The sequence below is a fragment of the Knoellia sinensis KCTC 19936 genome (genome assembly GCF_000768705.1).
In the GTDB taxonomy this organism is placed as follows: domain Bacteria; phylum Actinomycetota; class Actinomycetes; order Actinomycetales; family Dermatophilaceae; genus Knoellia; species Knoellia sinensis.
On record NZ_AVPJ01000002.1, the window covers coordinates 145,515 to 168,218 of the forward strand.

Genomic DNA, 22,704 nt, shown 5'->3' on the forward strand with positions numbered 1-22,704 from the left:
GAACGGTCGCGGCGGAGGTGAGCGGACGGCATACGGTCCGCTCGTGACAAGGTTCGTCGCCCTCGGCGACTCACTCACGGAAGGAGTCGGCGACCCGCACCCGTCGTGGCCCAACGGGCTGCGCGGTTGGGCCGACCTCGTTGCCGAACTCCTCGCGCAGCGGGACCCGAGCAGCGACTACGCCAACCTGGCTCTGCGCGGCAAGACCGCCCGAGACGTGGCCACCGAGCAACTGCCCGCAGCGCTGGACATGCGTCCCGACATCGTGACCATCTGGGCCGGCGGCAACGACCTCCTGCGACCGAGGCTCAGGCTCGACAACGTCCTCGCGCCGATCGATCACGCCCTCGCCCAGTTCGCCACCGCCGCGACCGCGACCCTGACCGCGACCGCTTCCGTGCCCGCGACCGCTTCCGTGCCCGCGACCGCTTCCGTGCCCGCGACCGCGACCGCGACCGCGACGGCTACGACGGTCATCGTGTTCACCGGGTTCGAGATCAGCGGCTCGCCTGTCTTCAGCCCCATCCGCGCACGCGTCCGCGCCCTCAACGAGAGCCTGCGCGAGATCGCCGCCGATCGTGGCGCCCTCATCGCCGATGTCTCCGCGCGCGGCCTGGCGCGACCCCCGCCTCTGGGCCGGCGACCGAGTCCACCCCTCTCCGATCGGCCACCAACGCCTGGCCACCCAGGTCGCGCACCTCCTCGGACTGCACACCCCCGCGCCGAGAGCCCCGGAACTCGAGGCGGCCCCTCAGCCGTCCAAGTGGGCCCAGGCCGTCGCCGACGAAATCGAGTGGTGGCGCGAGCACGCCGCCCCCCACATCGCCCGGTGGGCGACGGGCGCATCTCGACGCGAACTCGTCGTCCCGAAGTGGTCCGTGCCGGTGCGTCCGGCCTCGACGTTCCCGTGGCTCGACGTCGCACCCACGGAGCGATCAGCAACGATCTGAGTCCAGTTCGAGCCAGCGCCGTTCACGGGGCACCTGCAGGCGGCATGATGAGGCAGTGCCCCCTCGCGAACGTCGCTACCGCGACTACGAAGACCCCTACGAAGACGAGTACGACGACTACTCCGACCTCTATGGCAGTTCCCGTCGCTTCTTCGGTCTGACTGCGTTGAGCACGCTCCTTCCCGGTGCCGGACTTCTCGGCACGCGGCGACGGAACTTCGGCAGGCTCCTTCTCCTCAGCTTCCTGCTCATAGGCGCCCTGGTGCTCTTCTATGCCTGGCGCAAGGGCTTCGTCACGGCCGCCCTCGACCTCGCCGTCCGTCCCCGCGTGCTCATCGGCATCCTCGTGGCAGTGATCGCGGGGGCGCTCCTCTGGGTGACGGGCATTCTCCTGACGGCCCGGGAGACAGCACCGAACGGCCGCGGCAGCGCCTTGCGTGCGGCCTTCGCAGCATTCTGCTGCCTCGTCATCCTGGCCCCCGCCGCCACTGCGGTCCGCTACCTCACGATCCAGCACGACGTCGTCCAGGTCCTCACCGGCGGCGGCGAGGATGCCGAGGCCAACGCCTGGGCCGACAAGCCCCGGGTCAACGTGCTCTTGCTCGGTTCCGACGCCGCCGACGACCGCGTCGGTGTGCGGACGGACTCGATGATGGTGGCGAGCATCGACACCCAGTCCGGCGACGCAGTGCTCTTCAGCCTGCCGCGCAACCTCGAGCACGCGCCGATCCCGTCGGACAACCCTCTCTCGAGGCTCTACCCCAATGGCTACGACTGTGGCGACGAGTGCCTCCTCAACGGCATCTGGACGCTCGCTGCCGACCAGGCCGAGGCGGACCCGACCCTCTTCCCCGGCGACGACAATCCCGGCCTCACGACGACCCGCGACGTCATCGGCGAGATCCTCGGTCTCGAGATCGACCGCTCCCTCGTGGTCAACCTGCGTGGCTTCCAGGCGCTCGTCAATGCCATGGGAGGCATCGACATCAACGTCAAGGAGCGCATCTGCGTCGGCTGCAAGCTCTCCAGCGGCGGCCGCATCATCTTCAACAACGGGGTGGAGCGCTGGATCGAGCCGGGCCAGCAGCACCTCGACGGCTACCACGCCCTCTGGTACGCCCGCTCCCGCGCCGGCAGTGACGATTTCAGCCGCATGCGCCGGCAACGATGCGTGACCGGCGCGATCCTCAACCAGGCCGACCCGATCGCGCTGCTCCGCAACTACCCCTCGCTTGCCGAAGTCATCAAGGACAACGTCACCCTTGACATCCCCACATCGGAGCTCCCCGCCTGGGCCGAACTCGTGGGCACGCTTCAGGAGAAGGGCTCGGTCCGGAGCCTTCCGATCACCAACAAGGTCGTCAACGTGGTCGACCCCGACTACGACCAGATCCGCGAACTCGTCCAGAACGCGATTTCGCCGCAGCCCACCACGTCGGCGGCGCCGACGACGTCGGCACCGGAGCCGAGTGACACTCCGAGCGAATCCGGAGCAAGCCCGTCCCCGAGCGAGCCGACCGACGAGGTGGAGGACATCTCGACGGCCTGCTGACAAGAGCACAGAGTTGAGCGGAATCAACTCAACTCTGTGCTGGTTGAACCCTGAAGAACCCGTGACCCCACGCCCCTCAGGAGACATCCACGATGGAACTCACCCCGACGACCAAGGTCGCCGAGGCGCTGGCCCTCGCGCAGCGCACCGCGCAGACGGCGGGCCACCCCGAGATCACCCCTGACCATCTGGCGCTCGCCCTCGCCGAGCAGCCCGAGACGTCCACGCCGGCTCTGCTCGAAGCGGCCGGCACCTCCGTGGACGCCGTCACCTCTGCGGCGCGCTCCGCGCTGTCCCGTATGCCGGTGAGTTCCGGTCCCAGCGCCACCTCACCGTCGCTCGGGCAGGCTGCCCTCGGCGTGCTCCAGCAGGCGAGCACGCTCATGGCGGCCAAGGGTGACACCCACCTCGCCACCGACCTGCTCGTCCTGGCGCTCGTCGAGAAGGGCGCGCTGCCCGGTGTTGAGAAGTCGGCGGCCCAGGCAGTGGAGGCCCGCATCGACGAGCTGCGTGCCGGGCGCAAGGTCACGTCGGATGCTCAGGAGAGCGGCAGCGAGTCTCTCGAGAAGTACGGCACGGACCTCACCTCCATGGCCCGCGACGGCAAGCTCGACCCGGTCATCGGCCGCGACTCCGAGATCCGCCGCGTCATCCAGGTGCTGTCGCGCCGGACCAAGAACAACCCTGTCCTCATCGGTGAGCCCGGCGTCGGCAAGACCGCCGTCGTCGAGGGCCTCGCCCAGCGCATCGTCGACGGCGACGTGCCGGAGTCCTTGCGGGACAAGCGGCTCATCAGCCTCGACCTCGGCGCGATGGTCGCCGGTGCGAAGTACCGCGGCGAGTTCGAGGAGCGCCTCAAGGCCGTCCTCGAGGAGATCAAGGCAAGCAACGGCCAGATCGTCACGTTCATCGACGAACTGCACACCGTCGTGGGTGCGGGTGCGAGCGGCGACTCGGCCATGGACGCGGGCAACATGCTCAAGCCCATGCTGGCCCGTGGCGAGCTTCGTCTCGTCGGCGCGACGACGCTCGACGAGTTCCGCGAGCACGTCGAGAAGGACCCAGCGCTGGAGCGCCGCTTCCAGCAGGTCTTCGTCGGCGAGCCCTCGGTCGAGGACACCATCGCGATCCTGCGCGGGCTCAAGGAGCGCTACGAGGCGCACCACAAGGTGACCATCGAGGACTCCGCGCTCGTTGCGGCGGCGTCGCTGTCGGATCGCTACATCACTGGCCGCCAGCTGCCCGACAAGGCCATCGACCTCGTCGACGAAGCAGCCTCGCGGCTGCGCATGGAGATCGACTCCAGCCCGATCGAGATCGACGAGCTCCGTCGCGCCGTCGACCGGCTCAAGATGGAGGAGCTCCACCTCGAGCGCGAGACCGACGACGCCTCCGTCGAGCGACTGGCCCGGCTGCGCGAGGACCTTGCCGACAAGTCGGAGCAGCTGTCCGGCCTCAACGCCCGCTGGGACGCCGAGAAGTCCGGCCTCAACCGCGTCGGTGACCTCAAGGCCCAGGTCGACGAGGCCCGCACCCGAGCCGAGCGCCTGCAGCGCGACGGCGACTACGAGGGTGCTTCACGGCTGCTCTATGGCGAGATCCCCGAGCTCGAGCAGCAGCTCGCGGCCGCGAGCGAGGCAGAGGTGGCCAAGGGCGACACGGATCCCATGGTCAAGGAACGTGTCGGCGCCGACGACATCGCCGAGGTCATCTCGGCATGGACCGGAATCCCGGCCGGTCGTCTCCTCCAGGGTGAGACCGAGAAGTTGCTGTCGATGGAGTCGATCATCGGTTCGCGCCTCATCGGTCAGTCGTCGGCGGTCCAGACCGTCGCCGACGCGGTGCGGCGCAGCCGCGCCGGCATCGCCGACCCCGACCGACCCACGGGCTCGTTCCTCTTCCTCGGACCCACCGGCGTCGGCAAGACCGAGCTCGCCAAGTCCCTCGCCGACTTCCTCTTCGACGACGAGCGGGCGATGGTCCGCATCGACATGTCCGAGTACTCCGAGCGTCATGCCGTCGCCCGCCTCATCGGCGCACCTCCTGGCTACGTCGGGCACGAGGAGGGCGGCCAGCTCACCGAGGCCGTCCGTCGTCGGCCCTACTCGGTGGTGCTCCTCGACGAGGTCGAGAAGGCGCACGTAGAAACATGGGACCTTCTCCTTCAGGTGCTCGACGACGGTCGCCTCACGGACGGGCAGGGGCGGACGGTCGACTTCCGCAACGTCATCCTGGTCATGACGAGCAACCTCGGCAGCCAGTTCCTCATCGACCCGATCATGGAGCCGGACGCGAAGCGGGAGGCCGTCATGGCAGCCGTGCGCTCGTCCTTCAAGCCCGAGTTCCTCAACCGCCTCGACGAGGTCGTCATCTTCGACCCGCTGACTCGCGACGAGCTGGCCCACATCGTTGAACTCCAGGTGCGCGCCCTCGGCACGCGGCTCAAGGACCGTCGCATCGATCTGGAGGTGACCGACGCGGCACGCGAGTGGCTCGCCGAGACCGGATACGACCCGGCATACGGCGCTCGTCCGCTTCGGCGACTCGTCCAGAAGGAGATCGGTGACCGGTTGGCGCGCGCCCTCCTTGCCGGCGAGGTGCGCGACGGTGAGACCGTGACCGTCGACCGGGATGGCGAAGGACTCACCCTCCTCTGACGGACGCGACCGGCCAGTAGGGTGTGCGCCATGCGACGACGCACCCTGCTGGCCAACTCCGTCTCCGTCGCCGCCGTCCTGGTCCTCGTGGGCTGTTCCGGTGGTGGCGAGCCGGAGGCCAATGCCGACCCCAAGGCCGCCTTGGTGGCCGCCAAGACCCAGTTCGACCAGGCCAAGTTCGTGGGCCTGACCCTGTCCAGCAAGGACGTCCCCAAGACCGAGAACGGCGTCACGGGCGCCATCGGCACGGGGGAGATCAGCGCCACGGAGCCGAAGTTCAAGGGCAACGTCACGGCGACGATCAATGGCGTCACGGGCGCGGCCGAGGTCATCACGATCGGTGACACGGCATACATGAAGTTCTTCACCCCGGGCTACAACGAGACCGATCTCGGGAGCCTCGGGGCGCCCAACCCTTCGGACTTCTTCGACCCGGCCAAGGGCATCTCCCAGCTGCTCGTCGACACCACCGACCCCAAGGCCGGCAGCGAGGTCCGCGACGGCGCAGCGGTGCTGCAGCAATACAGCGGGACGCTCCCGGGCAGCCGGATCAAGGAGCTGTTCAACCTGGGCGACGGCACGGGGAGCTTCGAGGTGACCTATGGCATCGCCGAGGGTGACAAGCTCCAACTCGCCACGATGAAGGGGCCGTTCTTCGCCGGGGCGACCTCGACCTTCACCCTGCGCCTCAAGGACTACGGGAAGTCTGTTGAGATCACCCGCCCCTAGGGCGCTGCTCGCGACGGCCTCCGTCGCGGTCGCGCTCGCCGCGGCCGACACCTATGTCGTCGTGCTCGCCCTCACCGACATGATGGCCGGTGTCGGGATCGGCATCGACGCGCTCCAGCGGGCGACCCCGATCATCTCCGGCTTCCTTCTCGGCTACATCGCAGTGCTGCCGCTCATCGGCCGGCTCGCGGACCTCACCTCGCGCCAGAAGGTGCTCCTGGGGTGCCTCGCCGTCTTCGTCGTCGGCTCGGCGATCACCGCGCTCGCGGTCGAACTCCCCGTGCTGGTCGCGGGCCGCGTCATCCAGGGCGTCGGGGGTGGTGGGCTCGTCCCGGCCACCCTGGCGATCGTGGCGCAACTGTGGGACGCCGACCGACGGGGCACACCGTTGGGGGTCGTCGGGGCGGTGCAGGAGTTGGGTTCCGTGCTGGGTCCGGTGCTCGGCGCGGCCGTCCTCGCGGTGGCCGACTGGCGCGCGATCTTCTGGCTCAACGCCGTGCTCGGCGTCGTGCTTGCTGCCGCTGTGGTCGCCGTCGGAGGAGGTATGCCGTCCCGCCCCCGCGCGCTGCCCGTGGCCGTCACGCTCGTGGCCGGTGCCGTCGGCTGGCTCGCGCTGGCCGCTCCCGAGTCACTCACGACGTCGGTGTCACTGGGTGTGCCGTTCGTGCCCTTCGGGGACTCGACGTCGCGGTTGGCGACGCCGATCGGGGTAGCCGCCGTGGTGCTGACGCTGGCGGCTGTCGCGTTGTGGGTTCGAAGCGGTTGGGCGGTGCTGCGCCGGGCGGATCTCCTGGGTGCGCTGTTGCTGGGCGGAGCGCTCGGGTGCATCGTCCTCACCTTCGCCGCGGCGGATCCGGAGAAGGAGGTTGTGGGCCCTCTGGGCTTTGCGCTGCTCCCGGTCGCGGCGCTGCTCGCAGGTCTCTACCTGTTGCACCACCGGCGGGCCGGTCAGCCGCTCGTGCCCCGTGGCGTCGTCGTGGGCCGGACCCGGTGGGCACTGCTCGTGTCGTTGTGTGTCGGGGTCGCGCTCGTCGCCGTCATCGTCGACGTGCCCCTGCTCGCGCGCCTCGTCCACACCGAGAGTGAGACGGTCGCGGCATTCGTCCTGGTGCGCTTCCTCGTGGCGGTCCCGGTTGGCGCGCTGGTGGGCGGGTGGTCGCTGCGGTGGCTCGGCGACGGACTCGTCAGTGGCGTTGGCCTGCTGCTGGCCGCTGTCGGTCTGGTCGTCATGTCGACATGGGGACGCGGATCGCTTGCCGAGTTCTCGTCGACCGTGGTGCTGGCCCTCGTCGGGCTCGGCATCGGGTTGGCCCTGGCCCCAGTGAACAACGCTGCCCTTGCCGACTCGCCCGAGGATGCGCACGGCACTGCCAGTGCGCTCGTGGTCGTGGCCCGGATGATCGGGATGGTCGTCGGACTGGCCTTGCTCACGGCGATCGGGCTCAACCAGTACTACGCCGCCGTCGCAGCGTTGCCCGACCAGACGGACGGGCAGGCGCTGCTCGACGCCGCGATCGTTCAGGTCGAGTGGGTCTTCCGGGGAGCGGCGATCGCTGCCGTCATCGGTGCCATCTCCTCGCTCAGCCTCGGCATCACCCGCCGCGCCTGACCTTCCCGCGGGACCCACCCGGTCAGGGCCGCCCGTAGGGCGGTCGCGATCGCGGCGCAGACCCCGAGCATCACGGCCACGCCGAGCGCCATTCGTAGGGTGAAGGGTGCATCTGACGCGCCGATCAGTGGCTTGCTGACTGCGAGGAAGGCCGACAGGAGGAGCAGTCCGGTGACACGCATCCACCGTTGCCTCGACAGGAGAAGCGAGAAGGCGAGGATGCCGGGCAGCATGAACATGCCCTGACCGAAGCCGAGCAGGATGGACGGCAGCGCGAGGAGCTTCCACCACCTCGACCGATGGCGCTGCTTCACGTCGTAGGCAGCGGCCAGGGCGACACCGGCGATCGTGAAGATGGTGATGATGAGCAGCGTGCCCGCCCACGAGAACTCGGGCTCAACGGTGACCAGGCGCATGAAGCCCCGCGCCACGATCCCGGTCAGCACCCCGAGGATGAGTCCGGCGCCGAGGCGGCGCAGCAGGGCCATCACCACGACACCGTGAGACATGCGAGGCGGTCACCGGCGCCGCCGGTCGACGGGTTGGTCGGTTGAGCGTGGATGACCACGGACCTGGCGCCGGACTTCGGGACGAACGGCACCTTGGCGGTGGCGGTTCCCGTGCCGTCGTCGACGGTGAAGTCGAGCCAGATCTCGGTCTCGTCGTTGACCTTCACGGGGTCCACGCCCGCGTGGGCGTGCGCGTTGTAGTGGCCCAAGGCGGCGGGGCCGTTGCCGGCGATGCACGGACCGTCGTGGAGGTGCGCTCCATAGGTGTTGCCGTTCGCTGACGCGCCGATGCCCTTGACCGTGAAGACAGCGTGACTGTCCTTGCTCGACTCCACGAGCTGGACGCGCGCGCGTGCGCCGTCGAACGGGCCGGACGCCGAAGGCGCGAAGTCGCTGAGCGTTCCTGACGAGCGAGCAAATGGTCCAAGGGCCAGCGCGGGGGTGGCGGTCAGGAGGACGATGGCGGTGGCGCCAACTGCTGTGCGGAGGCGGGTGGAGGTGATCATCGAGGTGCCCTTTCTGCGAAGTCGACGGGGTGTCGATACCGATGCAGACGTCGAACTGGGCCTGCCGGGTGACAGCGCGAAAAAGGTTGAAAAACTTGGGGATTCGCGTCACCCGGAGGGCCCATCCAGTGCGTCTGTCAGGGCGATGGAGTCCGCTCCCGGGGCATCTCTCGAGCACATCGACCTCTGGGTCGCGGGCGCGGACATCGTCGAACTGTTCTCGAAGGAGGCGGGCTCCCTGACACGACTGGCGCGGTTCTACCTCGACGACCGCACGGCGGCCGAGGACTTGGTCCAGGAGGCCTTCATTCGCCTGTCTCGCTCGGCAGGGCGGATCCGCACACCCGGCAGCGCGGCGGCATACCTGCGTTCGATCGTCATCAATCTGGCACGCGACCACAACCGTCGAGGTCTGGTGTCGCTCCGCCATAGACCTCCCGCACAGCCGGACGCGCCATCGGCCGAGGAGGACGCGGCCAGCCGGGCCGAGCGGCAGCAGGTCATCGACGCACTGCATGACCTGCCGCGCCGCCAACGCGACTGCGTGACCCTGCGCTACTACCTCGACCTGTCCATCCCCGACATCGCAGAGACCCTCGGCCTCTCGAGCAACACCGTGAAGACGCATCTTCAGCGAGGGCTCGCGGCCCTCACACAGACCTTGGAGGCGGGCCGATGAGCAACCTCGAGGACCGTCTCACCCGAGCCCTGTCCGACTACCCGATGGAACCCTCGCCCGACCTCTTCGAGCGCGTCTGCGAGAGCATCGAGGCCGACCGCGATCGTCGCGGGTCGATCCTGAAGTGGTCACTGGCTGGCGTCCTCGTCGTGATCGTCATCGCCACCGCAGTCCTCACCCTCACACCTCGAGTGAACGGAGCCCTCGCCATGCCCTGGTGGATCCTCGAAGTCGCCACGAACCTCGTGCTCATCGCCATCGCCCTGTGGCTCGGACCATTCATCAAGAGGTTCGGGCGGGCGTACGCCGCGGATGTCTTCCACGACAACCCGCTCACCGGCAAGAGCTACATCGTGCTGACCGACATCGTCTACTACCTGATCTTCACGGCCTACATCCTGTTCTCGGTGCGAGTCGCACCGCAGGACGGATGGTCCGACGCGCGCCCGATCACCAACGTCACCGCCGGTCAGATCACGTTCGAGCTGGCGCGCATCGGCGGGATCCTGCTCATCATCGGGATCCTGCACGGACTCAACATCGTCCTCATGCCCGTGCTCGGACGGCTCTTCTCCCTCAATCGCCGACTCCCGACGCCGAGCGAGGGCGTCAGCTCTCGTCAATCATCCCGATGAGGGCATCGGCGACGACGTCGGTGGCCTCGTAGGGGAGCATGTGCCCCTTGCCCGGGAGGATCGTGAACTCGGAGCCGGCGATGCCCTCGTGCACGCTGCGGATCCAGCGGAAGAAGGTGATCCGGTCCTTGGTGCCGCCGATGACGTGTGACGGTCGGGTGGCGATCGTCGCCAGCGCCTCGCGCTCGTCGAGCCCGGTGAGTGAGAAGTAGTAGCGACCCGTCGTGGCCAGACGGGTGGCGTTGATCATGCGCCCCACCTCGTTCACGGCCGCCTTCTCGGGGTTCTCGCCGAAGTTGGTCCAACGGTGAAGGCCCGCAGGCACGGGTCGCAGCGACACGAGGGGGAGGCGTGCCATCGCGCCCATGAGGAAGGCCTCGCCGGGAACGGCCTTGCGGTCGGGGATGGATGCCGCGGTGGACACGAGGACGGTGCCGCGGACCCGGTCGGTGAAGTCGGAACTGTGGCGGCCGGCATACGCCATGACTGTCATACCGCCCATCGAGTGCCCGCCGAGGACGAGAGGTCCGTTCGGTGCCGTCGCCGCGATGACGGCCGCAAGGTCGTCACCGAGGTCCTTGATGGGCTGTGACCGGACCGAACCCCAGGTCGACCTGCCGTGACCGCGCTGGTCGTAGGTGATGACGCGAACTGCCCTGTGCGACTGGACTTCTCGCACAACGCGCGCCCAGGCCTGTCGAGTGAGCGTCCAGCCGTGGGCGAGGACGACAGTGGGGGAGCCGGCGTCGACGGGCCCGTCGGGGAGGTGCTCGGTCGCGGAGAGCATCGCACCGTTCGGAGCCGGAATCGACAGCGTCCTCGTGGCCACGCTGGTCGGCTTGGTCATGCGTCCTCCACCTCGATGACGACGGGAGCATGATCGCTCGCGCCCTTGCCCTTGCGCTCCTCGCGATCGATCGCGGCACCGCTGACGCGTTGAGCCAGTGGGTCGCTCGCGAGGATGAAGTCGATCCGCATGCCGCGCCGCTTCTGGAACGCGAGCCGCGTGTAGTCCCAGTAGGTGAACGTCCCCGGCTCCGACGTGTGCGGTCGGACGACGTCCGAGACACCGGCGTCGAGCACGGCCTGGAACGCGGCGCGCTCGGGTGGGCTCACGTGGGTCTTGTCGAGGTAGTACTCCATCGACCAGACGTCCTCGTCCTGCGGCGCGATGTTCCAGTCGCCCATGAGGGCGAACGGCGTCTGCTCTGCCGCCCACGCTGCGGTCTGCACCCGCAGTTGCTCCAGCCAGGCGAGTTTGTAGTCCATGTGCGGGTCGCCGAGAGCCCGACCGTTGGGGACGTAGAGGGACCAGAGGCGGACACCGTTGCAGGTGGCCCCGATCGCGCGAGCTTCCGCAGCGGCCGGCTCGCCCCAGTGCGGCAGGTCAGGGAAGCCACGACTCACGTCGTCGAGTCCGACGCGGGAAACGATCGCGACGCCATTCCACTGCGACAGACCGTGGTGCGCCACGGCATACCCCATCGCTTCGAAGCGATCGAACGGGAACTGGTCGTCGCGGCACTTCGTCTCCTGAATCGCGAGGACGTCGACGTCGGTCCGCTGCAGCCACGCCTCGACGCGGTCGATGCGGGAGCGGATGGAGTTGACGTTCCAGGTCGCGATTCGCACCCAGTCACAGTAGGTGGTCGCGCGCCCAGAGGGCTGCACTGGTGCGGTCTGCCACACCCAGCTCGCGGAAGACCTTGCCGAGGTGTGCCTTGACCGTGCGCTCGGTGATGCCGAGGGCTCGGGCGATCTGCTTGTTCGCCAGTCCGTCGGCGACGAGCTTGAGCACCTGGACCTCGCGGGCGCTGAGGGCGTCGCCGACACGTTGGCCACGGGCGGGGAGCAGGACCTGGGCCACCCGGGGGTCGAGGGGTGCCTGGCCGTCGGCCGCCGCACGAACCGCCGCGAGAAGGGTCGCGGGCTCGCCGTCCTTGAGCTGGTAGCCCACTGCGCCGGCGTCGAGGGCGGCGGTGACGCGGCCCCGGTCCGAGAACGAGGTGAGGACGACGACGCGCAGGTCCGGGAGTACGTCGAGAACCGCGGCCGTTGCGTCGATGCCGTCCATCCCCGGCATCGACAGGTCCATGAGCACGACATCGGGTCGCACCTCCTGCGCGACGTCGACCGCGGCCGCGCCGTCGGCAGCCTGCCCGACGACGCTGATGTCGTCGGTGCTCTCGAGCAGAGAGATGAGGCCGGCGCGCACCATGGCGTGGTCGTCGACGACCACGACGCGGATCACGCTGGGCCTCCTGTCGTGGGAAGGCGCAGCCGCCAGCGAGTTCCCTGCCCCGGAGCCGTTTGGACAGCGAGCTCGGCGCCGGCGTCCGACGCCAGGTCCGCGAGCACCTTGGTGCCGAGGTGCCCGGTGGGCGGGTTGCTGACCACGGCCGGGTCGAAGCCGGCTCCGTCGTCGGCGACCAAGAGGGTGATGGCTCCGTCCGTCTCGTCGCGCCCGAGGCGGACGAGGACGTTGCAGGGCGCCGCGTGAGTGGCCGCGTTGCGCACGCATTCCTGCGCGATGCGGTGGACCAGGCGCTGGTCGTCCTCAGTGAGCCTGATGCTCGGGTCGACGTCCAGCTCCACCTCGACGTCCCGACCACGCGCGGTCGCCGCGACGTCCGCCAGGACGGTCGCCGGATCGGCCCCGGTGAGGCTCTGCGGATAGATCTCGACGAGAAGGGAGCGCAGGGCCCGGGCGTTGCCGCGACTCGCGGCAGCCATGCCCTCGAGCGTCGCGGCCAGCTCGACGTCACCGCGTCTGGTGGCCTGTTCGGCCGCGGCGGAGGCGGCGAAGGACGTGGCCACCAGTTCCTGGACGGGGCCGTCATGCAGGGTCCCCGCGATGCGTCTCCGCTCGGAATCGGAGGCCTCGAGCGACCGCTCGAGCATGCGCTCGCGCTGCTGGGTCTCCTCCCCGAGCCGGCGGAGCAGCCTGAGCAGAACGGGCGTCATGAGGAAGACGAGGAGCAGCAAACTGCTCAGCGTGACCCCGGCGAAACCACGGCGCAACTCTGCGGCGCGCTCGCTCACGACGTCGTATGCCGTGTAGGTCTCGAAGAGCATTTCGCGCCCCGAGGGCGTCCACACCGGCCGATAGACCTCAAGCAGCCGACTGCCGGTCTCGAACTCGTTCTCGGACTGGTCGAGGTCGGAGACCTCGGCGATGGTGCGAGGGTCTGCGAGTGCCTGACGCTGATTCTGGGAAAGCGTGAACTTCCGCCCGACCAAGTGGGCCTCGTCGGCGTAGACGATCGTGCCGTCGGGGGCCCAGATCTTGACGCGCACGATCTCGTCGCCGAGGACGACGTCACGAACCACGGCGTCGAGGGTCCCGGTCGAACCCTCGACGCCGTCCAAGAGGTCGTCGGTCAGGAGCGGAGTGATGACGGCCTCTGCGATGAGGTCGGCAGCACTCGCCGCATCGTTGACCGCCTCCCGCTCGGCCAGTCGGCCGGCGGCGAACGTGCCCAGGCCCGCGACCACGGCCAGGACGAGCGCCAGTGCGCCCAACATCTGGAGGACGACTCTTCTGGGCGTGACCACTGAAGAGGTGTCGAGTGGTGAGCCGAGCTGGGTCAGCAGGGTCCAGGAGGGCTCGGGGTCCGGATCGGGACGCGAAGCGGCCACCGCGGGGAGGGCCGCGGTGGCCGCGTCCGGACGGGGGGAGATCACTGCGGGAGGGGACGCAGTCGCCGCGTCCGGAGCCACCGCGCAGGGGAACGCAGTGGTCGGGTCCGGTGGGTTGACCAACTCAGTCGTCACCGCCGTGGTCGTCGCGGCTGTCGTCGCCGCTGTCGTCGTCGCCGCGACTGTCGTCATGGCGGCTGTCGTCGTCGCGACCGGAGTCGCGGTCGTCGCCGGCCTCGGTGCGCAGATCGCGGTCGAGGCGACCTCCATGGTCATCGCCGGCCTCGTCGTCGCGGCTGTCACGGCTGTCGCGGCTGTCGTCGCCGTGGCTGTCGTCGTCGCGACCGGAGTCGCGGTCGTCGCCGGCCTCGGTGCGCAGATCGCGGTCGAGACGACCCCCGTGGTCGTCCCCGGCGTCGTCACTGGCGGAGGAGCTCGGGCTGGGGGACGCACTCGGAGCCGAGCTGGGGGTCGAGTCCAGGTTCATCACCTGGCCGCTGGCGGGGACGCGCACCGGCACCGCCTCGGAGAAGGATGCATTCGCCCAAAGGCCGACCACTGCCGGGCACAGCGCGATTGTCGCGCCTGCCGCAACCACTGCCATGCGGTTCATGATGACTCCTCGATCGCTGTGATGTGAGGTGAACAGCGTCTTCCCCAGGCGTGGACGGGCGCCATTGGGCAATGGTCGTAGTACCACCTTGTGACGGCCTTGCATCCGGATCCACGAGGTCGGCCTAGGGTCGTGGCCATGAGCACCGCACTCGTCACGGGCGCCACCGCCGGCATCGGCCGTGAGTTCGCCGTCCAGCTCGCCGCCCGTGGTGACGACCTCGTCCTCGTCGCGCGTGACCTGCCGCGCCTCGAGGCTCTGGCGGTCGAACTGAGTGCCACCCACGGTGTCGACGTCGAGGTCCTGTCCGCCGACCTCACGAAGCGTGAGGACATCGGCCGGGTGGCCGAGCGGGTGTCCTCCGTCGACGCGCCCATCGACGTGCTGGTCAACAACGCGGGCTACTCGCTCAAGAAGTCGTTCCTCGACAACGAGGTGGGGGACGAGGAGGCGCTGTTCGAGGTGCTGTCGCGTGCCGTGCTCGTGCTGTCGCATGCGGCTGGCAACGCGATGCGCTCACGTGGGCGCGGGGCGATCATCAATGTCTCGTCGGTGGCGTCACTCCTCGCGTCGGGGACCTACAGCGCGAACAAGTCGTTCGTCACCGTCTTCACCGAGGGGCTCGCGGCCGAGCTCGCCGGCACGGGCGTGACGGTGACGGCACTGCTGCCGGGCTTCACGAGGACCGAGTTCCACGAGCGGGCCGACCTCGACATGTCCGGGCTCCCGGACTTCGCCTGGTTGGACGCGACCCGCCTCGTGCGCGACGCGCTCGCCGACGTGGGCAAGGGCAAGGTCGTCTCTGTCCCCGGCCGCCGCTACAAGTTCGCCGCGACGGCACTTCGGGTCATCCCGCGCCCGGTCATCCGCTCGCGCTCACGCGGCGCACACCGACCCAGCAACCCCTGACCACCTCCTCGCCAATCCCTGAACCCGCGTCTCCCAACCCTCCAATTGGGTGAGTTCGGTACGGGAGGTGTGTCCCCAACCGTCCAATTGGGTGAGTTCGGTACAACCGTCCAATTGGGTGAGTTCGGTACGTAACCGTCCAATTGGGTGAGTTCGGTACAACCGTCCAATTGGGTGAGTTCGGTACAACCGTCCAAATGGGTGAGTTCGGTACGGGAGGTGTGTCCCCAACCGTCCAATTGGGTGAGTTCGGTACGGCAGGGAGTGGGCGAAGCCCCCAAGAACGGGGTCGGTAGCCTCGGGGCCGTGACTGACATCGCCGCCGACCGCGCCCGCCTGCTCGAGATCGTCAAGGACAAGGCCATCGTCCACGGCCGCGTCACCCTCTCGTCCGGCAAGGAAGCCGACTACTACGTCGACCTGCGCCGCATCACCCTCGACGGCGAGGCGAGCCCCCTCGTCGGTCGGGTCATGCGCGACATGGTCGCCGACCTCGACTTCGACGCGGTCGGTGGTCTGACGCTGGGCGCCGACCCGGTGGCGACCGCCATGCTCCACGCCGCCGCTGCCGCAGGCGAGCGTCTCGACGCGTTCGTCGTTCGCAAGGCCGGCAAGGCGCACGGACTGCAGCAGCGCATCGAGGGCCCGTCGATCGAGGGCCGCCGTGTGCTCATCGTCGAGGACACGTCCACGACGGGTGCCTCCCCGCTCGACGCAGCCAAGGCGGCCCAGGAGGCCGGGGCCACTGTTGTCGGAGTTGCGACCATCGCTGATCGCGCGACCGGTGCGGCCGAGGTCTTCGCCGACGCCGGTCTGGAGTACCGCCACGTCTACGGTCTCGCCGACCTCGGCCTGGCGTGACCCGCACCTGACCGCACGAGAACCGAGCGTTCACGCATCCCGGAGCGGACGGCATACAGGCTCTAGGATCGCGAACGAGACGCCACCAACAGGGGAGTTCCCATGATCACCGCCATCATCATCGTCGTCGTGCTTCTGGTGCTCGTCGGCATCGTCGTCGGGATGTACAACGGCCTCGTCAAACTGCGCAACCTCGTGCAGGAGGCCTGGCGCCAGATCGATGTCGAGCTCACGCGTCGGCATGACCTCATCGGCAACCTCGTCGAGACGGTCAAGGGCTACGCGGCGCACGAGCGCGGCACCCTCGAGGACGTCATCAAGGCGCGGTCGGCCGCGATGGCGCCCAACCAGTCCCCGGGCCAGCAGGCCGAGAGCGAGAACATGCTGAGCCAGGCGCTCGGCCGCCTGCTCGCCATCGCCGAGGCCTACCCCGACCTCAAGGCCAACCAGAACTTCATGGCCCTCCAGCAGGAGCTGACGTCGACCGAGGACCGCATCGCGTCCGCTCGTCGCTACTACAACGCGACCGTGCGTGACCTCAACACCAAGGTCGAGACGGTCCCGACGAACTTCATCGCCGGCATGTTCGGCATCAAGCAGGCTGAGTACTTCGAGGCCGTCGGCGAGCAGCGCGAGGCCCCGAAGGTCGACTTCGGACAGCGCGACGCGACGATCCCGCCGCCGAGCGGGTATGCCGGACCGTCGCCTTCCGCGTCGACGCCTCCGTCCTCGTCGTCCCCGGCTCAGACGCCGGCCGCGCCTGAAGCGACTCAGCCGATCGACCCCACGCCGCCGTCCGGAGACGTTCCTCCGGCACCGCCGGCTCCTCGCGTCTGACGTGTCCGTTCTGGGGGGAGCGCGAAGCGACGTCACCTCACCGTGGGTGGCGGAGGTCTGGGTCGATCCGCAGTGGTATGCGTGCCAGAGCAGCCCCGACCGACTGCCCGACCCGGGCCCGCCCACCGTCGTCGCCCTGCGCGGTAGCCAGATCCTCATCGGCCGACACAGCGAGTCCGCGTCTGTGGTGCCTCACATCGACTGTGTTCGGGACGGGGCGGTGAGTCGCCGTCACGCCCAGCTCACGCGGTGTGAGGAGGGGTGGGTCGTCGAGGACCTGGGCTCGGCGAATGGCACGTTTGTCAGTTCGAGTGTCGGGGAGATCCCGGAGGACCCGATCGAGGCCAGCCACACCGTGGGCTCGGGCCACGTCCTCTATCTGGGCTCGTGGACCCGCATCGTCCTCAAGCAGGACAAGGTGCTAGAGGGGCCGTGACGCGGGTTCGCCTGCGCCACAGGGCAATTCGCTCGATTTCAACCACGTTCTGTTGAGCCGTTCGTTGGTTCGGTGACCTAGGTTGTTGCTCGCCGGTCGCGACAGTGGCCGGTTTCCGTGTGGTTCGGGGGAGTCATTCCGTATGCCGTGAGGCATGCGGTTCGCACTGGTGCCCTCTGAATCGCCCCTGAGGACAGGATGATTCACATGCGTATTCGTTCCATGCTCGCGACGGCCGCCGTGGCCGCCAGCACCATCATCGGCTTCGCCGCCCCCGCGCAGGCGGCTGATTTGCCGAACCAGAACATTCGGGGCCAGTGGTGCACCAACATCACGCAGATTGGGGCGAAGGACACCGCATCCGCCGCCGGAGTCACCGCGCTCACCGTGCGTCAGTACAAGGCCGTCTGCAACGGCAGTTGGAAGAACTTCGCCAACATTTTCGTGTGGGAGCAGTTCCACGCCAAGGGTTTCGCCTACAACGCGAGTGCGGGCGTTCTCGTGGCGGATTCCACCAGCGCCTCGGGATGGCGTGAGGGCGTGAACCGCGACCGCGAGGTCTTCTCGGAGCCGGTGTCGTCCATCGCCTACTGCACCCGCGGCATGGGCAAGATCCGCTTCCATCAGGGTGGGACCTGGAAGGAGTCTGGGCTGGGTCTTTCGTCGCGAGTCTGCTGACGGCGAGACGACCACCAATTGACGAGCCGACCGCCCATAGGTGGTCGGCTCGTCAAGCATTGGTCGGCTCGTGCCCTGGCCCGCCTCTGACTGGAGGCAACCTCAGGGCTCGTGGGGCGTCGCCGTCCACCGGTCGGTGGACCCGGAGTCCACCCGGCGGTCGGTGCCGACGAGCCGGTGATGCGAGCACGCTGGAGTCATGACAGCAATCAGCATCAGGGGACTCGTCAAGGAGTACGGCACCAAGCGCGCCGTCGACGGGCTCGACCTCGACATCGGGACCGGTGAGGTTTTCGCTCTCCTCGGTCCCAACGGCGCCGGCAAGACGACCACGGTCGAGATCCTCGAGGGCTTCCGCACTCGTGACTCCGGCGAGGTCAGCGTGCTCGGCGAGGACCCGGAGAAGGCGAATCGTGTCTGGCGCAACCGGATCGGCATCGTCCTCCAGTCCTCCGCAGGCCTCGACCTGCTGACCCCGCGGGAGATCATCGCGTCGACCGCCCGCACCTATGCCACCCCTCGTGCCGTCGACGACGTCATCGCCGCCGTCGGGCTCGAGGAGAAGGCCGACGAACGCATCGCCGGGCTCTCGGGCGGCCAGCGGCGCCGCCTCGACGTGGGCCTCGGCATCGTCGGACGGCCCGAACTGCTCTTCCTCGACGAGCCGACCACGGGCTTCGACCCGCAGGCACGTCGCGACTTCTGGGAGCTCATCCGCAGTCTCGCGGCGGAAGGCACGACGATCCTGCTCACGACGCACTATCTCGACGAGGCCGAGCAGCTCGCCGATCGGGTGGGCGTCATCGCGGGCGGCCAACTGCTCGCACTCGACACCCCGGCCAATCTCGGTGGACGCGCCTCTGAGGAGGCGACCGTCTCGTGGGCAGAGGGTGGGCAGCGCCAGACGCTCCGCACCGCCACACCGACGCTCGAAGTCCGTCGCCTCGCCGAACGGTTCTCGGGCGAGGTGCCCGAGCTCGTCGTGAGCCGACCCACCCTCGAGGACACCTACCTCTCGCTCATCGCCCCCCACGTCATCGACGAGGGCGCGGCCCACACCAACGCCAGCCAGGAGGTCATGGCATGAACGCCGTCGCACTCGGGTTCGACCGCACGGTCCTCGAACTCAAGATGTATTCCCGCGAGAAGGAGGCCGTCTTCTTCGGCTTCCTCTTCCCGGTCGTCATGCTCACCCTCTTCTCGGTGATCTTCAACGACGAGATCACCGAGGGCACCGCCACGATGAGCGCGGCGGAGTTCTTCCTTCCCGGCATGGTGTCGGCCGGCATCCTCCTCACGTCGTTCCAGACCATGGCGATGTCGGTCGCGGTCGAGCGCGATGACGGCACGCTCAAGCGGCTCCGTTCCACACCGATGCCGGCCGTGTCCTACTTCCTCGGCAAGGTCGGTCTCGTCGTCGTCACTGCTCTCGCCCAGCAGGTCCTGCTGCTCGGAGTCGCGAAGTTCGCCTTCGGTGCGGACCTCCCCACCACTGCCGACGGGTGGCTCACGTTCGGCTGGGTGTTCGCGCTGGGCGCCATCGCGGGGACGGTCCTCGGCACGGCCTACAGCTCCTTGGCGACGGCCCGCTCCATCGGGGCAGTGGTCGTTGCCCCGATGCTCATCCTCCAGTTCATCTCCGGTGTGTATTTCGACTTCGGCGGCATCCCGTCCTGGCTGCAGCAGGTTGCCGCGATCTTCCCGCTGAAGTGGATCGCCCAGGGCATGCGCTCAGTCTTCTTCCCGGACGAACTCGCCACGCTCGAGATGGCAGGCAGCTGGGAGCCGGGGCGCACGGCCCTCATCCTCGGAGCCTGGGCCATCGGCGGACTCATCCTCTGCGTGCTGACCTTCCGCTGGTTCAAGCGCGGCACGACATGATGGCTGCATGAGCACGTCACCGGCACCTCTCGGGGAGCTCTCCGCGGATGAGCTGGCAGCCGTGTGGCGCGGGCAGGCGAAGTGGTGGCACTTCGGCTGCTATGCGATCCTCGCGACAGCCGTCGTCGTCGCCCTCATCGACGACCCCGGCCCCCACGGCCGCTGGCCGACGATCGCGCTCCTCCTCGGGATCGCCCTCGCCTACGCCGTCTTCGGTCGGCGGGCGATCCAGCACGAACACACCGTGTATGCCGTGCTCTATCAGCTCTGCGCGTGGACCTGCCTCCTCACGATCATCGCCCTCGACCCCGACTTCGAGGCCTGGCTCGTCTTCTTCGTCCTCTTCCCGCAGATCTGGGCCACCGTCGAGGTGAAGCCCGCCCTCGTCGCGACCCTTCTGGGACTCCTCGCGCTGTTCACCGCGACGGTGGCGCCGTCCGACAACCCGCGTGCCGAGCTCCCCGGGGCCCTGATCTCCGTGGTGATCTCGTTCGCGCTCTCCGCAGCACTCGGAATGTTCATCCACCGGATCATCAAGGAAGCCGAGGAGCGCGCCGGCGTCATTGACGAACTCCGGTCGACCCGAGCCCAGCTCGCCGCTGCCGAACACGCCCAGGGCGTGCAGGACGAACGCAGCCGGCTCTCGCGGGAGATCCACGACACCCTCGCCCAGGGCTTCACCTCGGTCATCGCCCTCTCACGTGCGGCGAACGCAGCCATGGATCGCGACGACGTCGACGCCGTGCGCGAGCGGCTCGCGATGATCGAGCGCACGGCCGTCGACAACCTCGCCGAAGCCCGGGTCATCGTCGCCGAACTCACGCCCGGTCACCTCCAGTCGCGCACGCTCGTGGAGGCGCTCACGAGGCTCACGGACACGGTGACGCGAGAGACCGGCATACGGGTCACGTCGACGGTGGAAGGTGAGCCGGCACCGTTGGGGGGCAACGCGGAAGTCGTCCTCCTGCGTGCCGCGCAGGAGGCGCTGTCCAACGTGCGCCGCCACTCCGGAGCCAGCACGGCCTCGGTGACCCTCGCCTATGACCCCACCCGCGTCACCCTCGAAATCGCCGACGACGGCACCGGATTCGATGCCGCCACGACGACGCCCGGCTTCGGCCTCGAAGGGCTCAGGGCAAGGGCCGCAGAACTCGGGGGAGACGTGAGCGTCGCCGAGGCGGAGCCCCGCGGCACCCGACTCGTGATGGAGTTGCCGCGATGATCCGCGTCCTCGTCGTCGATGACCACCCCGTCGTGCGCGCGGGCATGGTCGCCCTTCTGGGCGAACTCGAGGACGTCGACGTCGTCGGGGAGGCGGGCAACGGCGCCGAGGCCCTGGCGCTCGTCCCGCGCCTCTCACCGGACGTCGTCCTCATGGACCTTCGTATGCCGGTCATGGACGGTGCCGAGGCGACCGCTCGGCTCCGCGCCCAACCCGATCCACCCCAGGTCCTGGTCCTCACGACCTACGACACCGACGCCGACATCGTTCGGGCCGTCGAGTCGGGCGCACGTGGCTACCTGCTCAAGGACACGCCTCCGACGGTTCTGGCCGACGCCATCCGCCGAGCTGCCCTGGGCGAGACCGTGCTCGCGCCGCCGGTCGCCGCCAAGCTCGCCGAGCGGCTCCAGACCCCCCGGGTCGAGCTCACCCCCCGCGAGCTCGACGTGTTGCGCGCCGTCGCGAGAGGGCTGTCGAACGCCGAGGTGGGACGTGAGCTCTACATCGGTGAGGCGACGGTCAAGACGCACCTGCTGCGGATCTTCGCCAAGCTCGAGGTGACGGACCGCACGGCCGCGGTCACGGCGGCATACGGATTGGGTTTGATCAGTCTCTGACCGAGCAGGATCGGAGCGGACTCAGAGGGTGCCGCGGTCGATCGCGTCGTCGGGGTCCTGCCCGCGCTTCTTGCTGCGGCGGACGAGGAAGACGATCACTCCGACCCCGGCGAGGAGGATGAGGGCATAGACGGCCTTGCTGATCGGGTCCATGTATTGCTCGACGAGGTGATAGCGGCTGCCGAGGGCGTATCCAGCGCTCACGAGGCCGGTGTTCCAGATGAGGCTGCCCGCTGTCGTCATGCCGATGAACTGGCCCAACGGCATCCGGTCGACGCCGGCCGGGATCGAGATGAGGCTGCGGATGCCGGGCACGAGACGACCGAAGAAAACGGCCTTCCGCCCGTGGCGGGTGAACCACGCGTCGGTCTTGTCGACATCTGCGACGTCCACGAGCGGCATCCGGTGGGCGATGACCCTCATCCGGTCCATCCCGACCGCGGCCCCGAATCCGTAGAGGACGAGGGCGCCTGTCACCGAGCCGAGCGTGGCCCACAGGACCGCCTCGACGATCGTGTACTGCCCGTCGGCCGCACTGAAACCGGCAAGCGGGAGGACGACCTCGCTGGGGATGGGCGGGAAGAGGTTCTCGAGGAAGATCGCCAGGGCGATGCCCGGGCCTCCGACGGTCTCCATGACCGAGAGGACCCAGTCGATGATCGGTTGCATGCTGCCTTTCGCGGTTGCCGGCCGCCCGTTCGTGTGCTGCCGCCGGGACAGCCTAGCCCGGTTCAGCGGCCGGTCGAGCAGGCGTTTGGCGGCGCCGCGGCCGGGTAAGAGCAGGAGAACCGGACGATGAGGAGGAGTCATGCCCCAGGGCAGCAGCGGCAAGAAGGACCCGGGCCCGAGCGTCAAGGACCCCGAGCTCTACGAGGAGTTGCGGGACGACGGGGCCAGCAAGGAGAAGGCCGCACGCATCTCGAACGCCGCCGCCGCGACGTCGCGCTCGGAGGTCGGTGAACGAGGAGGGGAGGCGGAGAACTACGAGGACCGCACGGTCGAGGAGCTCCACGACCGAGCGAAGGAGATCGGCATCGAAGGCCACTCGTCCATGAGCAAGGACGAACTCGTCGACGCCCTCCGCAACCACTAGGACGTTTCAAGATCACGGGACCTAAGTCCTCGGTTTCACCCTTGCGCTCCCGCCACACTTCCCTACGGTGTGTAGTACCTGCTGTGCACTCC

At 68.7% G+C, this 22,704-nt stretch carries 25 protein-coding genes and 1 pseudogene; 18 read left to right on the forward strand and 8 right to left on the reverse strand.

From position 1 onward, the window contains the following. Positions 1–43: 43 nt before the first annotated feature. From N802_RS21100 to N802_RS03460, 6 genes and pseudogenes are all read left to right on the forward strand, one after another. Positions 44–571 (forward strand): annotated as a pseudogene (locus N802_RS21100) (SGNH/GDSL hydrolase family protein); the annotation flags it as partial. 25 nt (positions 572–596) lie between these two features. Then, positions 597–950 (forward strand): hypothetical protein, encoded by a 354-nt coding sequence (locus N802_RS20765; protein WP_052109381.1) that lies wholly within the window; start codon positions 597–599, stop codon positions 948–950. A gap of 55 nt (positions 951–1,005) precedes the next feature. Continuing rightward, complete coding sequence (locus N802_RS03445) at positions 1,006–2,502, forward strand: LCP family protein (RefSeq protein WP_052109382.1); 1,497 nt, start codon at positions 1,006–1,008, stop codon at positions 2,500–2,502. 92 nt (positions 2,503–2,594) lie between these two features. Continuing rightward, a complete protein-coding gene (gene clpB / locus N802_RS03450) occupies positions 2,595–5,159 on the forward strand; it encodes an ATP-dependent chaperone ClpB (protein WP_035912273.1) in 2,565 nt (854 codons plus the stop codon). 30 nt (positions 5,160–5,189) lie between these two features. Next, positions 5,190–5,888 carry an LppX_LprAFG lipoprotein gene (locus N802_RS03455; RefSeq protein WP_035912275.1) on the forward strand — a complete coding sequence of 233 codons (699 nt, stop codon included), beginning with the start codon at positions 5,190–5,192 and terminating at the stop codon, positions 5,886–5,888. Continuing rightward, positions 5,869–7,497 (forward strand): MFS transporter, encoded by a 1,629-nt coding sequence (locus N802_RS03460; protein WP_035912276.1) that lies wholly within the window; start codon positions 5,869–5,871, stop codon positions 7,495–7,497. Before N802_RS03455 ends, N802_RS03460 begins: the two co-directional genes overlap by 20 nt. Here N802_RS03460 and N802_RS03465 read toward each other — a convergent pair. After that, positions 7,407–8,006: an MFS transporter gene (locus N802_RS03465; RefSeq protein ID WP_169743389.1), complete on the reverse strand. Its 600-nt coding sequence runs from the start codon at positions 8,004–8,006 to the stop codon at positions 7,407–7,409. The genes N802_RS03460 and N802_RS03465 overlap by 91 nt on opposite strands. Continuing rightward, on the reverse strand, positions 7,985–8,512 hold the full coding sequence (locus tag N802_RS19275; protein WP_052109383.1) for a superoxide dismutase family protein: 528 nt from the start codon (positions 8,510–8,512) through the stop codon (positions 7,985–7,987). The genes N802_RS03465 and N802_RS19275 overlap by 22 nt, the downstream gene beginning before the upstream one ends. 145 nt (positions 8,513–8,657) lie before the next feature. Here N802_RS19275 and N802_RS03475 point away from each other — a divergent pair, with 145 nt between their 5' ends. Continuing rightward, on the forward strand, positions 8,658–9,191 hold the full coding sequence (locus N802_RS03475) for an RNA polymerase sigma factor (RefSeq protein ID WP_052109384.1): 534 nt from the start codon (positions 8,658–8,660) through the stop codon (positions 9,189–9,191). Next, the gene (locus tag N802_RS03480; RefSeq protein ID WP_035912279.1) at positions 9,188–9,826 is read left to right on the forward strand and encodes a hypothetical protein; all 639 of its coding nucleotides are present in this window, start codon (positions 9,188–9,190) and stop codon (positions 9,824–9,826) included. The genes N802_RS03475 and N802_RS03480 overlap by 4 nt, the downstream gene beginning before the upstream one ends. On the opposite strand, the gene N802_RS03485 is transcribed toward N802_RS03480, so the two are convergent. From N802_RS03485 to N802_RS20145, 5 genes are read right to left on the reverse strand one after another with little or no spacing between them, the layout of a single operon-like run. Then, a complete protein-coding gene (locus tag N802_RS03485; protein WP_035912283.1) occupies positions 9,801–10,673 on the reverse strand; it encodes an alpha/beta fold hydrolase in 873 nt (290 codons plus the stop codon). The two genes, N802_RS03480 and N802_RS03485, sit on opposite strands and share 26 nt — an antisense overlap. After that, complete coding sequence (locus N802_RS03490) at positions 10,670–11,458, reverse strand: exodeoxyribonuclease III (protein ID WP_035912836.1); 789 nt, start codon at positions 11,456–11,458, stop codon at positions 10,670–10,672. The genes N802_RS03485 and N802_RS03490 overlap by 4 nt, the downstream gene beginning before the upstream one ends. Positions 11,459–11,462: 4 nt before the next feature. Further along, entirely contained in the window at positions 11,463–12,077 is a 615-nt protein-coding gene (locus N802_RS03495) for a response regulator (protein ID WP_035912286.1), read from the reverse strand. Next, a complete protein-coding gene (locus N802_RS20575) occupies positions 12,074–13,657 on the reverse strand; it encodes a sensor histidine kinase (protein ID WP_035912289.1) in 1,584 nt (527 codons plus the stop codon). The genes N802_RS03495 and N802_RS20575 overlap by 4 nt, the downstream gene beginning before the upstream one ends. Beyond that, positions 13,590–14,078, reverse strand: a complete 489-nt coding sequence (locus N802_RS20145) for a hypothetical protein (protein WP_052109385.1) — start codon at positions 14,076–14,078, stop codon at positions 13,590–13,592. The genes N802_RS20575 and N802_RS20145 overlap by 68 nt, the downstream gene beginning before the upstream one ends. 138 nt (positions 14,079–14,216) lie before the next feature. On the opposite strand from N802_RS20145, the gene N802_RS03510 reads away from it, so the two are divergent. From N802_RS03510 to N802_RS03550, 9 genes are all read left to right on the forward strand, one after another. After that, entirely contained in the window at positions 14,217–14,987 is a 771-nt protein-coding gene (locus tag N802_RS03510; RefSeq protein WP_035912839.1) for an SDR family NAD(P)-dependent oxidoreductase, read from the forward strand. Between the two features lie 306 nt (positions 14,988–15,293). Continuing rightward, on the forward strand, positions 15,294–15,848 hold the full coding sequence (gene pyrE / locus N802_RS03515; RefSeq protein ID WP_035912841.1) for an orotate phosphoribosyltransferase: 555 nt from the start codon (positions 15,294–15,296) through the stop codon (positions 15,846–15,848). 102 nt (positions 15,849–15,950) lie between these two features. Beyond that, positions 15,951–16,685, forward strand: coding sequence for a LemA family protein (locus tag N802_RS03520; RefSeq protein ID WP_035912294.1), 735 nt, complete (start codon positions 15,951–15,953; stop codon positions 16,683–16,685). 1 nt (position 16,686) lies between these two features. Further along, positions 16,687–17,121, forward strand: a complete 435-nt coding sequence (locus N802_RS03525) for an FHA domain-containing protein (RefSeq protein WP_052109386.1) — start codon at positions 16,687–16,689, stop codon at positions 17,119–17,121. 207 nt (positions 17,122–17,328) lie between these two features. Next, positions 17,329–17,799, forward strand: coding sequence for a hypothetical protein (locus N802_RS03530; RefSeq protein ID WP_156971266.1), 471 nt, complete (start codon positions 17,329–17,331; stop codon positions 17,797–17,799). A gap of 199 nt (positions 17,800–17,998) precedes the next feature. After that, entirely contained in the window at positions 17,999–18,886 is an 888-nt protein-coding gene (locus N802_RS03535) for an ABC transporter ATP-binding protein (RefSeq protein WP_035912298.1), read from the forward strand. After that, entirely contained in the window at positions 18,883–19,680 is a 798-nt protein-coding gene (locus N802_RS03540) for an ABC transporter permease (protein ID WP_035912301.1), read from the forward strand. The genes N802_RS03535 and N802_RS03540 overlap by 4 nt, the downstream gene beginning before the upstream one ends. A gap of 7 nt (positions 19,681–19,687) precedes the next feature. Continuing rightward, entirely contained in the window at positions 19,688–20,902 is a 1,215-nt protein-coding gene (locus N802_RS03545) for a sensor histidine kinase (protein ID WP_052109388.1), read from the forward strand. Beyond that, a complete protein-coding gene (locus N802_RS03550; protein ID WP_035912305.1) occupies positions 20,899–21,519 on the forward strand; it encodes a response regulator in 621 nt (206 codons plus the stop codon). The genes N802_RS03545 and N802_RS03550 overlap by 4 nt, the downstream gene beginning before the upstream one ends. A gap of 21 nt (positions 21,520–21,540) precedes the next feature. On the opposite strand, the gene N802_RS03555 is transcribed toward N802_RS03550, so the two are convergent. Beyond that, a complete protein-coding gene (locus N802_RS03555) occupies positions 21,541–22,188 on the reverse strand; it encodes a DedA family protein (protein WP_052109389.1) in 648 nt (215 codons plus the stop codon). A gap of 139 nt (positions 22,189–22,327) precedes the next feature. Here N802_RS03555 and N802_RS03560 point away from each other — a divergent pair, with 139 nt between their 5' ends. Next, positions 22,328–22,612, forward strand: a complete 285-nt coding sequence (locus N802_RS03560) for a DUF7218 family protein (protein WP_035912307.1) — start codon at positions 22,328–22,330, stop codon at positions 22,610–22,612. Positions 22,613–22,704 lie beyond the last annotated feature (92 nt).